Raw genomic sequence first — 16830 nt, forward strand, 5'->3', positions numbered from 1 at the left:
GAGTTAACTCCTTGTAGAGACCGGGAAAATAAGCGATCGGATACAACAAGTTAAAAGTAATGTAATGAATTGTTAACGACAGGGAATCGGTTCAGAAGTGTGAAGCAGAAGGCAAATTTAGCGATTGAGAAAACGGGCGGGGAAAAATGCGGGATAACGGCTGTTATCCCGCAAGATTTCATGCTCAGGCAGCCGGACGGGCCACTACGCTGCGTGTTTCCATGCGCACTTCGGCGATGGTGACATCAATAATATCCGTCACGCGATAAGCGACTTCACCTTTGATCTGCACGGTGCCGCTCTCTTGCGAGCACACCAGCTCATCACGCACCGCGTGGATGAACGGTGCAGGCACAAAGGCGACAGCGCCGTTTTCCAGCAGACGTACGCGCATACCGCCGCGTGAAACGTCGATGATCTCGGCGCTGAATTTGCGATCGGTCGCGGCGAAAGGAGAAAGGAAGCGGGCATACAGCCAGTCACCCACGTCGCGCTCTGCCATACGGTTCAAACGACGACGCTCACTCATGATGGTAGTGAGTTCATCTTTTGGACGTTCGGCAGCTTCACCACGAACAATCGCTTTCAGCAGGCGATGGTTGATCATATCGCCCGATTTACGAATCGGTGATGTCCAGGTGGCATAGGCGTCGAGGCCCAGACCAAAATGGGGACCTGGCTCAGTGCCGACTTCGGCAAAGCTCTGGAAGCGACGGATACGACTGTCGAGATATTGCGTTGGCTGCGCATCAAGTTCACGACGCAGCTGACGGAAACCTTCCAGCGTGGTGATCGCCTGCGGATCGACCGTGATGCCATGACCGGCCAGCACGCCAGCGGCCTGTTCGGCATTGGCTAAATCAAAACCGGTGTGCAGGTTGTAGACACCGAAGCCCAGCTTCTCCTGCAACACTTTTGCGGCGCAGACGTTAGCCAGAATCATCGATTCTTCAACGATACGGTTGGCAATGCGGCGCGGCTCGGAAATGATATCCAGCACTTGGCCTTTTTCACCCAGTACGAAGCGATAATCCGGGCGATCTTTAAACACCAGGGCATGGGTTTGACGCCACTCGCTGCGCGCCAGGCACAGACGATGCAGCAGACGAATCTGTTGCGCAATGGCGTCATTTTCTGGCTGCCAGCTGCCGCTATTCTCAAGCCAGTCTGACACTTCGTCGTATACCAGCTTGGCTTTGGATTCGATCCAGGCCGCAAAGAAGTGGGCATCGCCCGCTACGCTGCCATCTGGTGTCAGTGTCACGCGGCACGCCAGCGCAGGACGGCGCACATTGGGACGCAGCGAACAGATGTCATCAGACAGTTCGCGCGGCAGCATCGGAATATTGAAGCCCGGCAGATAGGTGGTGAAAGCACGTTTAGCGGCCAGTTTGTCCAGCTCGCTGCCTTCTGCCACATAAGCGGTCGGATCGGCGATGGCGATCGTCAACAGCAGATTGCCGTCGGCTTGCTCTTCAACGTAGAGCGCATCATCCATATCTTCAGTGCTGGCGCTGTCGATAGTGACGAAGTTCAGCGCGGTGAGGTCCTCGCGCTGCAGCTGTTCGTCCAACATCTCGCCGAAGCCCACAGCAGGCGCTTCACGCTCCAGGTTATGGCGTGACAGCGTGACCCACCACGGCGCGAGGTGATCGTCCGCAGTGACAATAAATTCGGTGAGTTCAGCATAGAAACCGCGATCGCCTTTCAGCGGATGACGGCGCATTTCTGCCACCGCCCAATCGCCACTCTGGAAATCGTGCGTCACATCACGCGCTGCACGGCACTGAATCGCCTCTTTCAACAGAGGATGGTCAGGCACGATGGACAGACGATCGTCTTTCTTCTGAACGCGACCCACAAAGCGGGTCAGGAACGGCTCAATCAGGGTTTCCGGCTCGGCGCTCTCGCGATCTTTATCAGTGTGGATCACCGCAGAAATACGGTCACCGTGCATCACTTTTTTCATCTGCGGAGGGGGAATGAAGTAGCTTTTTTGGGCATCGACTTCAAGGAAGCCAAAGCCTTTTTTCCGTGCCTTTCACAACACCTTCGGCGCGCGGGGTTTGCGCGTGAAGCTTCTCTTTCAGCTGCGCGAGCAGCGGGTTATCCTGGAACATAATATATTTAGTTTCGTGGCCTAAGAGCGGTGGACAGTTTTACGCGAATCAGGGGCGCGCGGCAAGGCCAAAACAGGCTAAAAAGCCGCATTACGCGGCTTTTTACCTTCTGATAACGCGGATGACTCAGGCGATACGTTGGGTGGTGGTAGCGGCGGTTAATGCCAGCTTGACCGGTACCGATTTAGACGTGGGTGTCCCGCTGCCATCACCGAAACTGGATAGCGGCACCAGCGGATTAGTTTCTGGGTAATAGGCCGCGAGGTTGCCGCGTGGAATATTATAAGGAACCAGTTTGAAGCCACTGACGCGGCGCGTGCGCCCATCATTCCACAGCGTTTCAATATCCACCAACTGGCCTTCACTGAAGCCTAACGAGGCCATATCCTCAGGATGAATAAACACCACTTCGCGCTGGCCATACACACCACGATAACGGTCGTCGAGGCCGTAAATCGTGGTGTTGTACTGATCGTGCGAACGCAGGGTTTGCAGCGTGAACGGCACCGCAACTTCATTGCCTAACTGTGGGAACAGCGAAACTGGCAAGGCCGCGGCGCTAAACTCGGCCCGTTTTGTCGGCGTATTAAACCGCAACTCTGCGGCTGCGCTACCCAGATAGAACCCGCCCGGAATATCACACTTGGTATTAAAGTCGGCAAAACCGGGGATCGTGGCTCCGATATGGTCGCGAATCACATCGTAATTGTCCGCCATGCCCAGCCAGTCAATTTTATCGCCGCCCAGAGTGGCATGAGCAATACCGGCGACAATGGCGGTTTCAGAACGCTGTGTCTCCGCCATCGGGATGCCCACACCTTCGGATGCGTGCACCATGCTGAAGGAGTCTTCAACCGTGATGTACTGATTACCGCTCGCCTGGCGATCGCGTTCGGTACGTCCCAGCGTTGGCAAGATCAAACCTTCATGGCCGGGGACTAAATGGCTGCGGTTGAGCTTGGTGCTGATGTGCACCGTCAGACCACAGTGTTGTAACGCTTCTTCAGTGACCGGGGAATCCGGTGCAGCGGCCGCGAGGTTGCCGCCGAGGGCGATCAGCACTTTGACTTCATCACGCAGCATCGCGTTCAGGGCTTCAACGGTGTTATGGCCATGTTCGCGCGGCGGCTCAAAATCGAAGTGGGCACCCAGCGCATCGAGGAATGGCTTATTCGGCTTCTCATCGATACCCATGGTGCGGTTACCCTGCACGTTACTGTGGCCGCGCACCGGGCACAGTCCCGCGCCTTTTTTACCCAGCTGGCCAAACAGCAGTTGCAGGTTGGTGATCTCACGCACCGTATCAACCGAGTGTTTATGCTGTGTCACACCCATCGCCCAAGTGATGATGACGCGTTCAGCACTCTGATAGATCGCGGCAGCTTCCCGAATCTGTGCTTCGCTCAGACCGGATTGACGCACGATATCGTCCCAGCGCGTGTTGTCTACGGCAGCCAGATAGCTGTCAATGCCATGGGTGTTGGCATCAATAAACGCCTGATCGAAGATCCCCGGTTCACCGGCTGCCAGACGCTCACGCTGAACTTCCAACAGAGTTTTCACCATGCCGCGAATCGCTGCCATATCACCGCCGAGATTGGGCTGGTAATAGGCAGAACTAATCGTGCCCGCCATCGATGTGACGATCTCCAGCGGTTTTTGCGGGTCGGCAAAACGTTCCAGCCCACGCTCACGCAGGGTATTAAAGGTCACGATTTTCGCACCGTGATCGGCAGCGTGTCGCAGGCTATGCAGCATACGCGGGTGGTTGGTGCCGGGATTTTGACCGATGACGAAAATCGCATTGGCGTTGTCGAAGTCATCCAGGCGAATGGTACCTTTACCGACGCCGATACTGCGCTTCAAACCGGTACCGCTGGCTTCGTGGCACATGTTGGAGCAGTCCGGGAAATTATTGGTGCCCATCACACGGCCGAACAGCTGGTAGAGCCATGAGGCTTCGTTACTGGCGCGACCAGAAGTGTAAAGCTCCATTTGGTCGGGATGATCCATCGCCTTAAGATGGCGGGCAATCATCGCTAACGCATCGTCCCAACTGATCGGTTCATAGTGATCGGTGGCGTTGTTATAGCGCATCGGATGGGTCAGACGACCCTGATATTCCAGGAAATAATCGCTCTGTTGATACAGCGTGCTGACGCTGTGCTGGGCGAAGAACTCAGGCTCCACCACGCGGCGCGTCGCTTCCCATGTCACCGCTTTGGCACCATTTTCACAGAAGCTGAAGGTGCTTTTATTGTCATCACCCCACGCACAACCTGGGCAGTCAAAGCCGCGTGCTTTGTTCATGCGCATCAAATTACGCATGTTTTTCAGCGCGGCTTTACTATCAAGGACGAAACGGGTGGTTGCTTCCAAAGAGCCCCAGCCGCCAGCAGCAGCGCGGTAAGGCTGAATCTTACGTTTAAATTTCATAGTCGTTGCAGGCTTATTGTTTATGAATTGTTATCAGAATATGACTTCTATTGAGGGGAAGTGTGCGACTTGCTGCAAAAGTTGTCTAATTGATTGGTTTAATGGTGCGATAGGTGGAGTTTATCGCCCTAAAGTGGTTAGAAGCGTGATGCAGTTCAAACTTTGCTCGCTGGTGCTACCCCGCTTTGACGTGTGATTCCGATACCTGGCTAATAATTGCTCTTTCGATTGATGAAAGGGCGTGCACCATGAAGAATCTGGCCAGCCAAATCCATGCCTTCGGTAAAGCCTTAATGATGCCGATTTCGGTAATCGCCGCTGCCGGGATCTTTCTCGGACTGGCAGCCGCGATGCAAAATCCTGCGGTAACCGGCGATGCGTTTGCCAACATGCAGGTGCCGCAGTTAATTATTGGCTTTATTCGTAAAGTCGCTGCCGCGCTGTTCGCCAATTTGCCGCTGTTCTTTGCGGTAGCCAGCGCGATAGGCCTGGCAAAGGCTGAGAAGCCCACCGCAGCATTTGCGGCAGTCATTGGTTATATCGCAATGAACGTCGGTATCAGCGCCACGCTGGCAGCAAAAGGATTGACGGCCGCCTCCACAACGCCAGACGCGCTGCAGCAGGCGGGCATGGATCAAACCACCGCCATGATGACCTCAGCAGAATACATTCAGATGCTGGGCGTTTTACCTACAACATGAGCGTGCTGGGCGGGGTGATTGCCGGGCTGATCACCGTGGCTCTGCACAACCGCTTTTACACCCAACAGCTGCCCACCGCGATCAGCTTTTTCGGCGGACGCCGCTTTGTACCGATTATTACCGTCATCGTGTTGCCACTCATCGGCGTATTGCTGGCACTGATATGGCCCACGATTGGCCAGGGCATCGCGTGGGTAGGGCAGATGATTGGTAAAAGCGGGCAATACGGCGCATTTTTGTTGGGCACCGGTGAACGCCTGCTGATACCGACCGGCTTGCACCATATCCTCAATGAGACCGTGCGCTTTACGCCGATTGGCGGCATGGCGACGGTAGACGGACAGACCATCGTTGGCGCACTGAATATCTTTAACACCTCGCTTACCCATCCGGGTGCGATTCCCGACGACACCGTGCGCACGGCCACGCAGTTCCTGGCGCAGGGTAAGATTCCGGTGATGATGTTCGGTTTACCCGCGGCGGCGTTAGCCATCTATCACACCGCGCGTCCAGAACATAAGCAGCGCGTCAAAGCGCTGGTACTGGCGGGCGCATTAACCTCTTTCACCACTGGTATTACCGAACCGTTGGAATTCTGTTTCATCTTCGTTTCGCCGGTGCTTTATATCCTCCATGCGCTGTTAACCGGCTTGTCGTTTATGCTGATGTCGATGCTGCATTTGATGATTGGCAACGTGCAGGGTGGGGCCATCGATTTGGTGGTGTTTGGTATTCTCGGCGGCAGTAAAACCCATTGGTGGTGGACGGTGGCGCTGGGCGTAATCTATGCCCCGATCTACTACTACGGCTTCCGTTATGTGATTACGCGCATGCGAGTGGAAACGCCGGGGCGCGAGTCGGAAGAAGAACCACAAAGGGCGCAGGTCACGGCCGATGAACGCACTAAAGTGATCATTAGCGGGCTGGGCGGGGAAGCCAATATAGAAGACGTTGATTGCTGTTTCACCCGCCTGCGAGTGCGCGTGAAAGAGATGAAAGAGGTGATCGATCAAACGCTGCTGACCACCGGCGCGAATGGTGTTAATCGGGTGAGCGATCACGATGTGCAGGTGATCTATGGTCCGCAGGTGGAGAAGATCGCCAATGAGGTGAAAAGTGCGTTGGGCGTGGCTTAACACATTTAGTTACCATGCTAATAATAAAATTCGCAATCATTGTTAAATGCGCAGCACTGAGATTTGCGAAGATGACGTCGCCCCTTCAAGAGCTAAGCCATTACGAGTGCCGGAGATAAGCGCCGGGTGGGGCATTATTTTTACTCAGGCTGCCGCATGGTGGCCTTTGTGCTTTTTGTCACGCAAGTTTGTTAACATAGCGCGATCGTGACTTCAGGGTGGATGCCAACATCGACATCAAGCAATTGATATATCTTTGCAATTTAGAGCGCGAACGCCACTTTGGCCGTGCCGCAGAAGCCAGTTTTGTCAGCCAGCCGACGCTTTCGATGCGGCTAAAAACCTTGAACGCGAGTTAGGCTTATCGCTGATTAATCGCAGCAACAATTTTGACGGCTTCACGCCGGAAGGTGAACGCGTTTTGACGTGGGCGCGAGAAATCGTCTCAGTCTATTCAGGCCTGAAGCTCGAAGTCGAATCACTCAAGCATGGTGTGAACGGCACGTTGCGACTGGGCGTGATGCCACAGTGCAGTGTCGCGTTGCCGGCGTTGCTGAAAGCGGTGCAGACGCGTTATCCACAGTTGGATTATCGCGTGTCGGCCATGAGCGCGGACCAGCTGCTGGAAGCGCTTAACAGCCATACCGTGGACGGTGGCATCGGCTTCTTCGAGCTGACCTCGCTGCGGGAATTACACTTCCAAACCGCGCTGTTAAAAGATCCCGGCGTCGAGGCGATTTTCAATCCGCACCATTTCCCCACTTTGCTGGAACATGAAAGTCTTTCACTGACGCTGCTGGCGCAACAACCGCTGTGTCTTGCTGAACCTACGCGTTATTTTCGCCGCTATGTGGATAGCCAGTTGCGCGAAACCGGCCTGCTGCCAAGGGTGATCGTGGAAAGTGCGTCGATTATGCAGCTGTTGCAAAGTGCGCAAGTGGGATTGGGCGTGATGGTTTCACCCTGCGGCCATTTATTGCCGGAGATGCTGCAAAATCTGGCAAGACGGCCGATTGAAATGGCGCCGATGGGGCGTCAGGCCGCGTTAGTGATCGCTGAGCCAGGCAGAGCATCCCCACTGGCTCAACATTTCTTCGATGAAGCGCGCCGCCATTTGCCGGATTAACGTGCTTCACCCAGCGCCATCAAAACACGATCCTGCCAACTGGCAAACGCCACCGCCAGTAACAAGGTAAAGATGCGCTCTGTGCCCCAGCCTGCATTCAACAACGGCTGCAGGTGTGCGGCGCTGAAGCGTTCAGGCAAACGAACGAGCTGCGCGCTCACGCTGATCGGTGGGGTATCTTCTCCGGCTTTATCCACATCGCGCAACAGCGTGTCACGCTGGTCACCCGCATGTTGTGCAAACTGCTGCTGACAGCCAAGAATGCGCGCGCTGACGGCCTGTGCCAGCGCTTCATCTTGCCCGAAGTATTCAGCGAGCCGCTGCTGCAGAGTCGCCCAGCCATACAGCGCTTGTGCATCATGCACCAGCAGCCAGACAGCATCATCTGAACCTTCCATGCCCTGACAAAACGTAATCGCCGCTAACTGCTCTGCGCTGGCGTAGCGTAACTCAACCGGTTTCAGCGCGTGCTGCCATGCTGTGTCATTGGAAAATAGCGCAACATCGGCATCCGCGGGCGGGGATACGCCGGGGATCCAACGCACCGGTAAACCCATCAAGGCTTGTAAAGCCGCTACCACGCGCGCCTGAAAGCTGACAAACCCCACCAGTTGATTGAGCGTGACGATGTCTGGCTCGGTGAGCCCGACAGCATCCAGCGCGCTAATACTGTTGGCGTTAATTAACGCCGGTTGCATCGCCAGCTGGCGCGCATATTGCGTAATTTGCGTCAGGCGATTGTTGCTTTCACGTGAAGAGTCCGGGCCGGGCAAAGGATTGAGGCGTGCCGAGTAGTGATTGCACAACCGTTGCACACCAGCCACCTGCGCCACGGTCAGGGCGGTGCTAAGGCGATCATAAAGCGTCAGCGTGTGCGTTAAGGAGGTGTTCAGCGCGTCGGGAAATAAAATTTGGCTGATATCACGTGCCGCCAGAAATGCAGGCTGAAAGCGGCTAAATAACGGCTGTAGCGCGCTGGCTTCCTGTTGCAGGCCAAGTAAAAAACGATCTTCGATGTGTGCCGCCTCGGGCACCAGAGGCGCGGTTGTATGCGTGTGCGGGCGAGTCTGGCTTTCATAAAACCAGTGGTCATGGCCGGGAGAACGGCGTTGTTCCATGGTCATTCCTTGCGCAAAAAACGGACTTGGCGTGCGACGGGCAAATCTGAAAAGCACATCACCACCAAAGGGCTAGCTTATCGTCGCTGAAGCACTGTCTGTGGCAAAAGAATGAAGAGGAATAATTAATAGCAGGTCGGTATAAGGCAGGGTTTATAGGGGCGCACCGAATGAAGTGCGCCCGTGGGCAGCCAGCTGGCTGCCGCTACATTATTTCAGTTCCAGCTCGTTCATCGCGGCAATGCTGAAGCCGCCATCAACGTGGACCACTTCACCGGTGATACCACCAGACAGGTCGGAACACAGGAAGGCCGCAGAGTTACCTACGTCTTCGATGGTGACGGTACGGCGAATTGGAGTTACCGCTTCACAGTGGGCCAGCATCTTACGGAAGTCTTTGATGCCTGATGCCGCCAGGGTACGGATTGGACCAGCAGAAACGGCGTTAACACGCACGCCTTCTGGACCCATTGCGTTCGCCATGTAGCGTACGTTGGCTTCCAGAGAAGCTTTAGCCAGACCCATCACGTTGTAGTTCGGGATGGCGCGCTCTGCACCCAGGTAAGACAGGGTCAGCAGGGCTGAGTTCGGGTTCAGCATCGCACGGCACTCTTTCGCCATCGCCACAAAGCTATAGGCAGAGATGTCGTGAGCAATTTTGAAGCCTTCACGGGTCACGGCGTTCACGTAGTCACCATCCAGCTGATCGCCAGGTGCGAAACCGATTGAGTGAACGAAGCCGTCAAATTTTGGCCAGGTTTTTGCCAGTTCGGTGAACAGCGCAGTGATGCTCTCGTCTTCAGCTACATCGCATGGCAGAACAATGTCAGAACCCAAATCTTTAGCAAACTCTTCCACACGACTTTTCAATTTGTCGTTCTGGTAGGTGAAAGCCAGTTCTGCGCCCTGTTTGTGCATCGCCTGTGCAATACCGTAGGCAATGGAGAGTTTACTGGCAACGCCAGTAATCAGAATGCGCTTACCGGAAAGAAAACCCATAGCTGTAATCCTTATGGTCATTGTTGTTGGCGGCCGCGTTGATTAAATAGTAGGCGACCGACGTTAATCGACGTGCGGATTCTAGCACGTCTCTCTCAAATGCGGTAAATCGCACCGCGTTTTCGCGATGTGATGAACAATCAACGAACTTTACGCCAGGCTTCGGCGGTTAAGGCTTCGCCAAAGTGGCTGGTGATCAGGCGTTTGGTAAGATCGTGCAGCGGCGAGGCCAGCACATCTGCCGTGCCGCCACGTTCCACCACTTCACCCTGATGCATCACCAACACCTGATCGCTGATGTGCTTCATCATACCGATGTGCTGCGTGACATAAATATAGGCGATGCCGTGCTTCTCCTGCAGTTCCAGCATCAGGTTCACTAACTGCGAACGCATGGTCATGTCCAGCGAGGCAAGGGCTTCATCCGCCACAATCACCTTGGGTTGCAGAATCAATGCCCGCGCTAACGCCAGACGCTGTTTCTGACCGGGCGCCAGCATATGCGGATAATAACCAGCGTGGTCGCGCAGTAATCCAACCTGACGCAGCGTGGCGATGATGCGCTTTTCACGCTCAGCATCGTCCAGTTCGGTGTTCAGGCGCAGCGGGAAATCAAGAATCTGGCTAACGCGCTGACGTGGATTGAGCGAAGTCGACGGGTCCTGGAAGATCATGCGAATACGCTGGCTACGATAGCCGTAATCACCATATTCCAGCGGATGATCGTCAATCAACATCTCGCCTTCGGTGGGGGCGATCATGCCGCTGAGCATCTTGGCCAGCGTCGATTTACCTGAACCGTTCTCACCAATTACCGCCAGCGTCTGTTTCTCCCGCAAGGTAAAGCTCACACCCTTGACCGCTTCAACGTGTTGACGACGAAACAGTCCGGTGCGGTAGCGGTAAGTCTTACTCAGATTGCGCACTTCCAGCAGCGTTTCCATGCTTACTGGCCCTCCACATTGAGCGGGAAGTGGCAGGCGAACAGATGCGTTTTGGTGCCGCTCAGACGTGGAGTCTCAATACATTTGCGCTGAGCATAGGGACAGCGAGGGCCCAGTCGGCAGCCAATCGGCAGATGTTCAAGCGAAGGGATGGCACCTGACAACGTGTTGAGGCGGCTTTTATGCGGCAACGCGCTGCCAAAATCGGGCATTGCGCGGATCAGCGCCTGCGTATAAGGATGATGGGGTGTATCGATCAGATCTTCGCTCTGCGCCGTTTCCACGGTCTGGCCACAATACATCACGTTGATGCGATCGGCCCACTGACTCATGGTGCGCAGGTCGTGACTGATCAGCAAAATGGTGGTGTTGTTGTTCTGGTTCAGGCGGCTCAGCAACCGGAAAATTTGCGCCTGCGTGGTGGGCTCCATGGCGTTGGTCGGTTCATCAGCGATCAGCAGGCGCGGTTGATTCGCCAGCGCGATGGCAATCATCACTTTCTGGCATTCACCGTCGGTCAACTCGTAAGGGAAGCTGCGCATAATGTCTTTATGATCTTTAATGCCGACGCGATGCAGTAATTCAATGGCACGCGCTTTGCGCCAGAACCATAAACGCTGATACCAGCGGCCTTTAAAGGTCCAGCGCGGTATCGCCTGCATTATCTGGCGACCAATGCTTTCGGAAGGATCGAGACAGGATTGCGGTTCCTGAAAAATCATCGACACATTGTGGCCGACAATGCGACGCCGTTCGCGCGGTGACAGGCGCAACAAATCAATGTCATCGAAGACCATGCGGTCTGCAGTGACGCGCCAGTTGTCTTTAGTGACGCCACAAATCGCCTTGGCAATCAGACTTTTTCCCGAGCCGGATTCGCCCACCAGCCCACGCACTTCACCTTCGGTGAGCGTCAGATTGATGCGGTCTACGGCTTTCACCGGCCCTTCTGAGGTCATGAATTCAATCGTCAGATTGCGAATATCAAGTAGCGGCATTATTCAGCTCCCGCTTCTACGGCACGACGTACGCCGTCGCCCAGCAGGTTAACGATTAATACACTGATCATCAGCGCTACACCGGGCAGCATCACTGTCCACGGGGCAACATAAATCAGCTCCAGTGCGTCTCCCAGCATCGCGCCCCATTCGGGCGAAGGCAGCTGCGCACCTAAATCAAGGAAACCGAGCGCGGCAATATCGAGGATCGCCATCGACAGCGAGCGGGTAAATTCGCTCACCAGCAGCGGCAACACGTTGGGCAGCACCGCGTTCAACAGAATATTCAGGTTACGCGCACCATCGAGACGCAGCGCCACCACATACTCTTTGTCCATCTCATCATGAACTGCAGTATAGATCTCACGCACCAGGCGCGGGATGATCGCCAGCAAAACAGCCAACATGGCATGCTCGAGGCGCGGTCCTAAAAACGCCACCACGATGATGGCCAGCAGCAGCGACGGGATCGACAGTAGCGTATCCAGCACGTGATTCATCACCGCTGAACGCAATCCATGAGTAATACCGGCCAGCACGCCCAGAATCAGCGCGGCAACGGCAGCTAACACCGTGACCAAAATTGCCGACCCCACGGTTGGCGCTACGCCGCTCAACAAACGGCTCAGCACATCGCGGCCCAAATCGTCGGTGCCAAGGAAGAAGGAGACATCGCCGTAGCGTGACCATGACGGCGGTAACAGCTGATAGCCAAGGAATTGCTGATCGATGCCGTAGGGCGACAGCAAACCACCAAACACACACAGGAACAGCAGGGCGCCAAAGCCGTACAGGCCAATCATGCCGGTGGTGTCACGGTAGAAACGCTGCCAGAACAGACGAAACGGGCTGGGTAGCCGCTTCTCTGCATAAATATCATCGTAAGGCATACCATTCCTTGTGTTTCAACGGATTAAGCGCCGCACCGAGAATATCTGACAGCACGCTGACCAGAATCACCAAGCCGCCCACCACCATGACACCGGCAGAAATAGCCGCATAATCCTGTTGGCGAATGGCGTTAATCAACCAGCGGCCAATGCCAGGCCAGTTGAACACCACTTCGGTAATCATCGCCAGCGTCAGCATGGTGGAAAATTGCAAACCGAGACGTGGGATCACCGGCGGCAGGGCGTTATGCAGCACGTGGCGGCGGATCACCGTAAAACGGGATAAACCGCGCGTCGCGGCCGCTTTGACATAGTTTTTATCCATCACATCGCTGGTACTGCTGCGCAGTAAACGAATCACTTCGGTGGTCGGTGCCACCGCCAGCACAATGACCGGTAAAATCATGTGCATCAGGGCGCTCATTATCATTTCATGACGCCATGGCGAAGGGCTTAGCCAGGCGTCAATCAAGGCGAAACCGGTGATGTTCTGGACGGGATAGAGCAGGTCAAAGCGCCCCGAAACCGGCAGCCAGCCGAGTGTGAGTGAGAAGAACAGGGTAAACAGCAGAGCCAGCCAGAACACCGGCATAGAGAAGCCCAGCAGCGCCAGTGCGCTGATGGCTTTATCCTGCCATTTCTTGCGCATCACACCGGCACAAATTCCCAATGGAATGCCCACCAGCAGCGCGAGCATAAAGGCCAGCACACACAGCTCCAGCGTAGCGGGGAAAACTTCGCGCAGCTGCAGATCAATCGGCTGGCCATTGGTGCTGGACACGCCGAAATCGAACTGGAGTAAACCTTTGGACCAGAACCACCACGCATCCAACAGCGAAGCGCCTTCCAGCGGCGCATTGGGGGTAAAATAGCTAAGGCTGAAACTCACCAGTGACAGCAGAAACAGCGTAATGAGCAGCAACAGCAGGCGACGCAAAATATAGATAATCATGCTTATTCCTCGCTGCTTTCATCACGGTAAACACCTGCAAACGAGGCGTTACCAAACGGGCTCAGTACTAATCCTTTAATATCATGGCGATAGGCCTGCAGGCGCAGCGATGAGGCTAGCGGCAGCACCGGTAACTCCTTCGCCAGAATTTGCTGTGCCTGGTCATAACTATCAATACGCGCCGACAGCTGTTGCGATAACAGGGCACGTTGCAGTGACTCGTCAAAGGCCGGTGAGCACCAGTGGGCGAAATTAGTCTGCGAGCGGATAGCGGCGCAGCTAAGCAGCGGTCGGAAGAAACTATCCGGATCGTTGCTGTCGGTGGCCCAACCGGTCAACGTTATATCGTGATTCATCGCCATCAACTGAGCTTCCTGGAAGCGGCCTTCCACCGGAGCAATGGTGACGCGCACACCCACCTGCGCTAAATCAGCCTGGAGCAATTCGGCGGTTTTTAGCGGGCTGGGATTCCAGGATTGTGAAGTCGTCGGCACCACCAATCGCAAGTGCAGATCTTCCAGTCCCAGCGCTTTCAGTTCTTCACGCGCTTTCGCCGGATTGTATTCGGTCACCCGCGCATCATTATCATACGCCCACGAAGCACGTGGCAAAATCGAGGCTGCGGTTTCTGCGGTGCCGTAATAGATCGACTCCATCAGGCGTTCGTTATTGATGGCCAGCGCCAGCGCGTGGCGCACTTCGGGCCGATCCAGCGGCGGTTTACGCGTGTTAAAGGCCAGGTAGGCGATGTTCATGCCGGGGCGCAGCGTCATGCGCAAACGTGGGTCATCACGCAGAATCGACAGCTGGCTGGCCGCCGGATACGCCAGCACATCGCATTCGCCTGTCAGCAGTTTAGAGAGGCGCCCGGTGCCGCCAACGCCCAGATCGATCACCACCTGCTGCAAACGCGGCACACCTTTCCAGTACTGCGGATTGCGTGCCAGACGCAGATACTGCCCGGTGCGATATTCACTCAGCTGGAACGGCCCGGTTCCCACCGGTTCACGATCCAGTTGCTCCTGCTGGCCCTTTGCCGTCAATGTGTCGGCATACTCTTGCGACAGGATCGGTGCGTAATGGGTGGCGATATGCCACAGGAATGAGGCATCCGGACTGTTGAGCCGAATTTCTACCGTGTCGCTATCCAGCTTCTTCACGCTTTGCACGGAGTCAGAGAACTGCAGGCTATCAAAATACGGATAGCTGCCGCCATTCACGTTATGCCATGGGTGATGACGATCAAACATGCGCGCAAAGCTGAATACCACATCATCGGCATTCATTTTACGCGTGGGCTTAAACCAGTTGGTGTGCTGGAAAGACACATCTTTGCGCAGATGGAAACGATAAGTCGCGCCGTTGTCACGAACTTCCCAGCTCTGCGCCAGGTCGGGAATCAATCGATAGGTATAAGGATCGACATCCAGCAGGCGGTCATATAACTGCGCTGCCAGGGTATCCACCACCAGGCCGCTGCTGACCATCTGCGGATTAAAGGTATTCACCGTGCCATTGACGCAATAGACAAAGCCGCTGTTGCGGATGTTATTGGTTGGCGCGGCCAGCGCAGACGCACTCAATACGCTGAGACCAAGCAGCAGCGAGGGGAATAATTTTGGCATAGAACTCAACGATTCTGAGGCAATAGCGTCAGTGTATCCCAAACGTCACGCACTCCCCAAATCCGTGATGTTTCTGTGCTGTTTTTCACCAAAATGGCGGCGTGGTAATCACAATGTTAGTGTGGAAATGAGAAAAATTCTCAATTAGGGCTTTACAGATGATAATAAGAATGATTATTATTCTTCTGCGCTTCGACGGTGGCTCTACCGAAGAAGAGCACGACATTGCTCACATTGCTTCCAGTATTAAGTTGCCCGCCTCGTGCGGGCTTTTTTTTCTTCCTGGTTTGCACTGCTGCGGCGTTGGCTGCGCTCAGCCACCCCAGTCACATACTGATGTATGCTCCCGGGGCTGTCTTCGCTTGCCGCCTTGCATCAGCACAAACCCGTTTGAAAAAACCACCTCTGCGATTTTTTAAAAACGGTAAAAGCAAACTGCACCATCTATACCGGCGTTGGCTGCGCGCACTAACCCCGGTCACATACTTATGTATGCTCCCGGGGATTAGCGCACTTGCCGCCTTGCATCAGCACAAAAGCTATAGGGAAAACCGACCCACACCTGAGCTGTCGTTAAAAAATCTTTCGACCGGTTAAACGATGGTATGGGAATTTCTCCGCTAGCAGCGAAGCCACGATGTACTCCCAAATAATCACCAGGGTGCGTTTTTTTATCTTATGTGGCTAAGACTAATCCTCATCACGCGCCTGAATGCCGTGCTTTTTCATCATGGCGCGCAATTGATGATAGGTAACGCGCAGCAGATCGGCGGCGCGGCGTTGGTTGTATTTCGCCTGCTGCAAACTGGCTTCGACGAAGTCGCGCTCCTGCTGGTTTTGCCACTGGCGCAGATCGAGCGGCAGGGCGGGTAAATCGCTGGGGGCCGATTCGGTGAGAGTGTCTGGAGGGGCGCTGCGTGGGGCGAACGGGTTAATGATGATGTTATCCAACTCTTCTTCCGCGCTGTGATGGCGATAGACCGAGCGTTCAACCACGTTTTTTAGTTCTCGCACGTTGCCTGGCCAGCTGTGATTCAACAGCGTGAGCTGTGCGCGTTCGCTAAAACCCGGAAACAGTGGCAGGCCGAGTTCGCGGCACATCTGGATCGCGAAATGTTCCGCCATCACCAGAATATCACTGCGACGTTCGCGCAGCGGGGGTAACTGCACCACGTCAAAGGCAAGACGATCCAGCAGGTCGGCGCGGAATTTTCCTGCCGCGGCCAGCGCAGGCAGATCTTCATTGGTGGCGCAGACCAAACGGACATTCACCTGCAAAGATTGATTGCCGCCAACACGCTCTAACTGGCCGTATTCAATCACGCGTAGCAACTTCTCCTGCACCAGCATCGGCGCCGTTGCTAATTCATCCAGGAACAATGTCCCGGCATCGGCGCGCTCGAAGCGCCCGAGATGGCGTTTCTGCGCCCCTGTAAAGGCGCCGGCTTCGTGGCCGAACAGTTCGGAATCCAGCAGGTTTTCATTCAGCGCCGCACAGTTAAGCGACACAAAAGGCCCTTGCCAGCGGTCCGAGAGATAGTGCAAACGGCTGGCAATCAGCTCTTTGCCCGTTCCTCGCTCGCCGATCACCAGCACCGGTTTTTCCAGCGGTGCCAGACGGGAAACTTGCTCCAGCACCTCTAGAAAGTTATTCGATTCGCCTAACAGGTTATCGTTGCCATTTGCCATGATGAATTTCGCCACTGGTTAATCAATTTCACTACCATAATCGAAGCTTCCGCAGATGTAAAATATGCAACTCTATTAAAAACAAGGAATTAAAAG

At 55.0% G+C, this 16830-nt stretch carries 9 protein-coding genes and 3 pseudogenes; 2 read left to right on the plus strand and 10 right to left on the minus strand.

Going from position 1 to position 16830, the window contains the following annotated elements; translation table 11 throughout:
* Positions 1-184 precede the first annotated feature (184 nt).
* Together HA45_RS26225 and HA45_RS26230 are read right to left on the minus strand one after the other, a co-directional pair.
* A pseudogene (locus HA45_RS26225) lies at positions 185-2120 on the minus strand (exoribonuclease II).
* A 126-nt stretch (positions 2121-2246) separates the two neighbouring features.
* Complete coding sequence (locus tag HA45_RS26230; RefSeq protein WP_100700610.1) at positions 2247-4556, minus strand: FdhF/YdeP family oxidoreductase; 2310 nt, start codon at positions 4554-4556, stop codon at positions 2247-2249.
* Between the two features lie 248 nt (positions 4557-4804).
* On the opposite strand from HA45_RS26230, the pseudogene HA45_RS28810 reads away from it, so the two are divergent.
* A pseudogene (locus HA45_RS28810) lies at positions 4805-6393 on the plus strand (PTS transporter subunit EIIC).
* A 230-nt stretch (positions 6394-6623) separates the two neighbouring features.
* Positions 6624-7519: pseudogene (locus tag HA45_RS26245) on the plus strand (LysR family transcriptional regulator).
* Here HA45_RS26245 and HA45_RS26250 read toward each other — a convergent pair.
* From HA45_RS26250 to pspF, 8 genes are all read right to left on the minus strand, one after another.
* Positions 7516-8637: a CMD domain-containing protein gene (locus HA45_RS26250; RefSeq protein ID WP_100700608.1), complete on the minus strand. Its 1122-nt coding sequence runs from the start codon at positions 8635-8637 to the stop codon at positions 7516-7518. The pseudogene HA45_RS26245 and the gene HA45_RS26250 sit on opposite strands and share 4 nt — an antisense overlap.
* 210 nt (positions 8638-8847) lie before the next feature.
* Entirely contained in the window at positions 8848-9636 is a 789-nt protein-coding gene (gene fabI / locus HA45_RS26255) for an enoyl-ACP reductase FabI (protein ID WP_100700607.1), read from the minus strand.
* 140 nt (positions 9637-9776) lie between these two features.
* Positions 9777-10580: a putrescine export ABC transporter ATP-binding protein SapF gene (gene sapF / locus HA45_RS26260; protein ID WP_100700606.1), complete on the minus strand. Its 804-nt coding sequence runs from the start codon at positions 10578-10580 to the stop codon at positions 9777-9779.
* A 2-nt stretch (positions 10581-10582) separates the two neighbouring features.
* Positions 10583-11578 carry a putrescine export ABC transporter ATP-binding protein SapD gene (gene sapD, locus HA45_RS26265; protein ID WP_100700605.1) on the minus strand — a complete coding sequence of 332 codons (996 nt, stop codon included), beginning with the start codon at positions 11576-11578 and terminating at the stop codon, positions 10583-10585.
* Positions 11578-12468, minus strand: coding sequence for a putrescine export ABC transporter permease SapC (sapC, locus tag HA45_RS26270; RefSeq protein ID WP_100700604.1), 891 nt, complete (start codon positions 12466-12468; stop codon positions 11578-11580). Before sapC ends, sapD begins: the two co-directional genes overlap by 1 nt.
* The gene (gene sapB / locus HA45_RS26275; protein ID WP_100700603.1) at positions 12455-13420 is read right to left on the minus strand and encodes a putrescine export ABC transporter permease SapB; all 966 of its coding nucleotides are present in this window, start codon (positions 13418-13420) and stop codon (positions 12455-12457) included. Before sapB ends, sapC begins: the two co-directional genes overlap by 14 nt.
* Before the next feature lie 2 nt (positions 13421-13422).
* Complete coding sequence (sapA, locus tag HA45_RS26280; RefSeq protein WP_100700602.1) at positions 13423-15045, minus strand: ABC transporter substrate-binding protein SapA; 1623 nt, start codon at positions 15043-15045, stop codon at positions 13423-13425.
* 690 nt (positions 15046-15735) lie between these two features.
* Positions 15736-16734: a phage shock protein operon transcriptional activator gene (gene pspF, locus HA45_RS26285; protein ID WP_100701347.1), complete on the minus strand. Its 999-nt coding sequence runs from the start codon at positions 16732-16734 to the stop codon at positions 15736-15738.
* Positions 16735-16830 lie beyond the last annotated feature (96 nt).

This window comes from Pantoea rodasii (genome assembly GCF_002095465.1).
Lineage (GTDB): Bacteria > Pseudomonadota > Gammaproteobacteria > Enterobacterales > Enterobacteriaceae > Pantoea > Pantoea rodasii.

Excerpts from the sequence above, each read along its gene's own strand:
- HA45_RS26230 (WP_100700610.1), bottom strand. The coding sequence starts at position 4,556 with ATGAAATTTAAACGTAAGATTCAGCCTTACCGCGCTGCTGCTGGCGGC.
- sapC (WP_100700604.1), bottom strand. The coding sequence starts at position 12,468 with ATGCCTTACGATGATATTTATGCAGAGAAGCGGCTACCCAGCCCGTTT.
- sapA (WP_100700602.1), bottom strand. The coding sequence starts at position 15,045 with ATGCCAAAATTATTCCCCTCGCTGCTGCTTGGTCTCAGCGTATTGAGT.
- sapB (WP_100700603.1), bottom strand. The coding sequence starts at position 13,420 with ATGATTATCTATATTTTGCGTCGCCTGCTGTTGCTGCTCATTACGCTG.
- sapF (WP_100700606.1), bottom strand. The coding sequence starts at position 10,580 with ATGGAAACGCTGCTGGAAGTGCGCAATCTGAGTAAGACTTACCGCTAC.
- sapD (WP_100700605.1), bottom strand. The coding sequence starts at position 11,578 with ATGCCGCTACTTGATATTCGCAATCTGACGATTGAATTCATGACCTCA.
- fabI (WP_100700607.1), bottom strand. The coding sequence starts at position 9,636 with ATGGGTTTTCTTTCCGGTAAGCGCATTCTGATTACTGGCGTTGCCAGT.
- HA45_RS26250 (WP_100700608.1), bottom strand. The coding sequence starts at position 8,637 with ATGGAACAACGCCGTTCTCCCGGCCATGACCACTGGTTTTATGAAAGC.
- pspF (WP_100701347.1), bottom strand. The coding sequence starts at position 16,734 with ATGGCAAATGGCAACGATAACCTGTTAGGCGAATCGAATAACTTTCTA.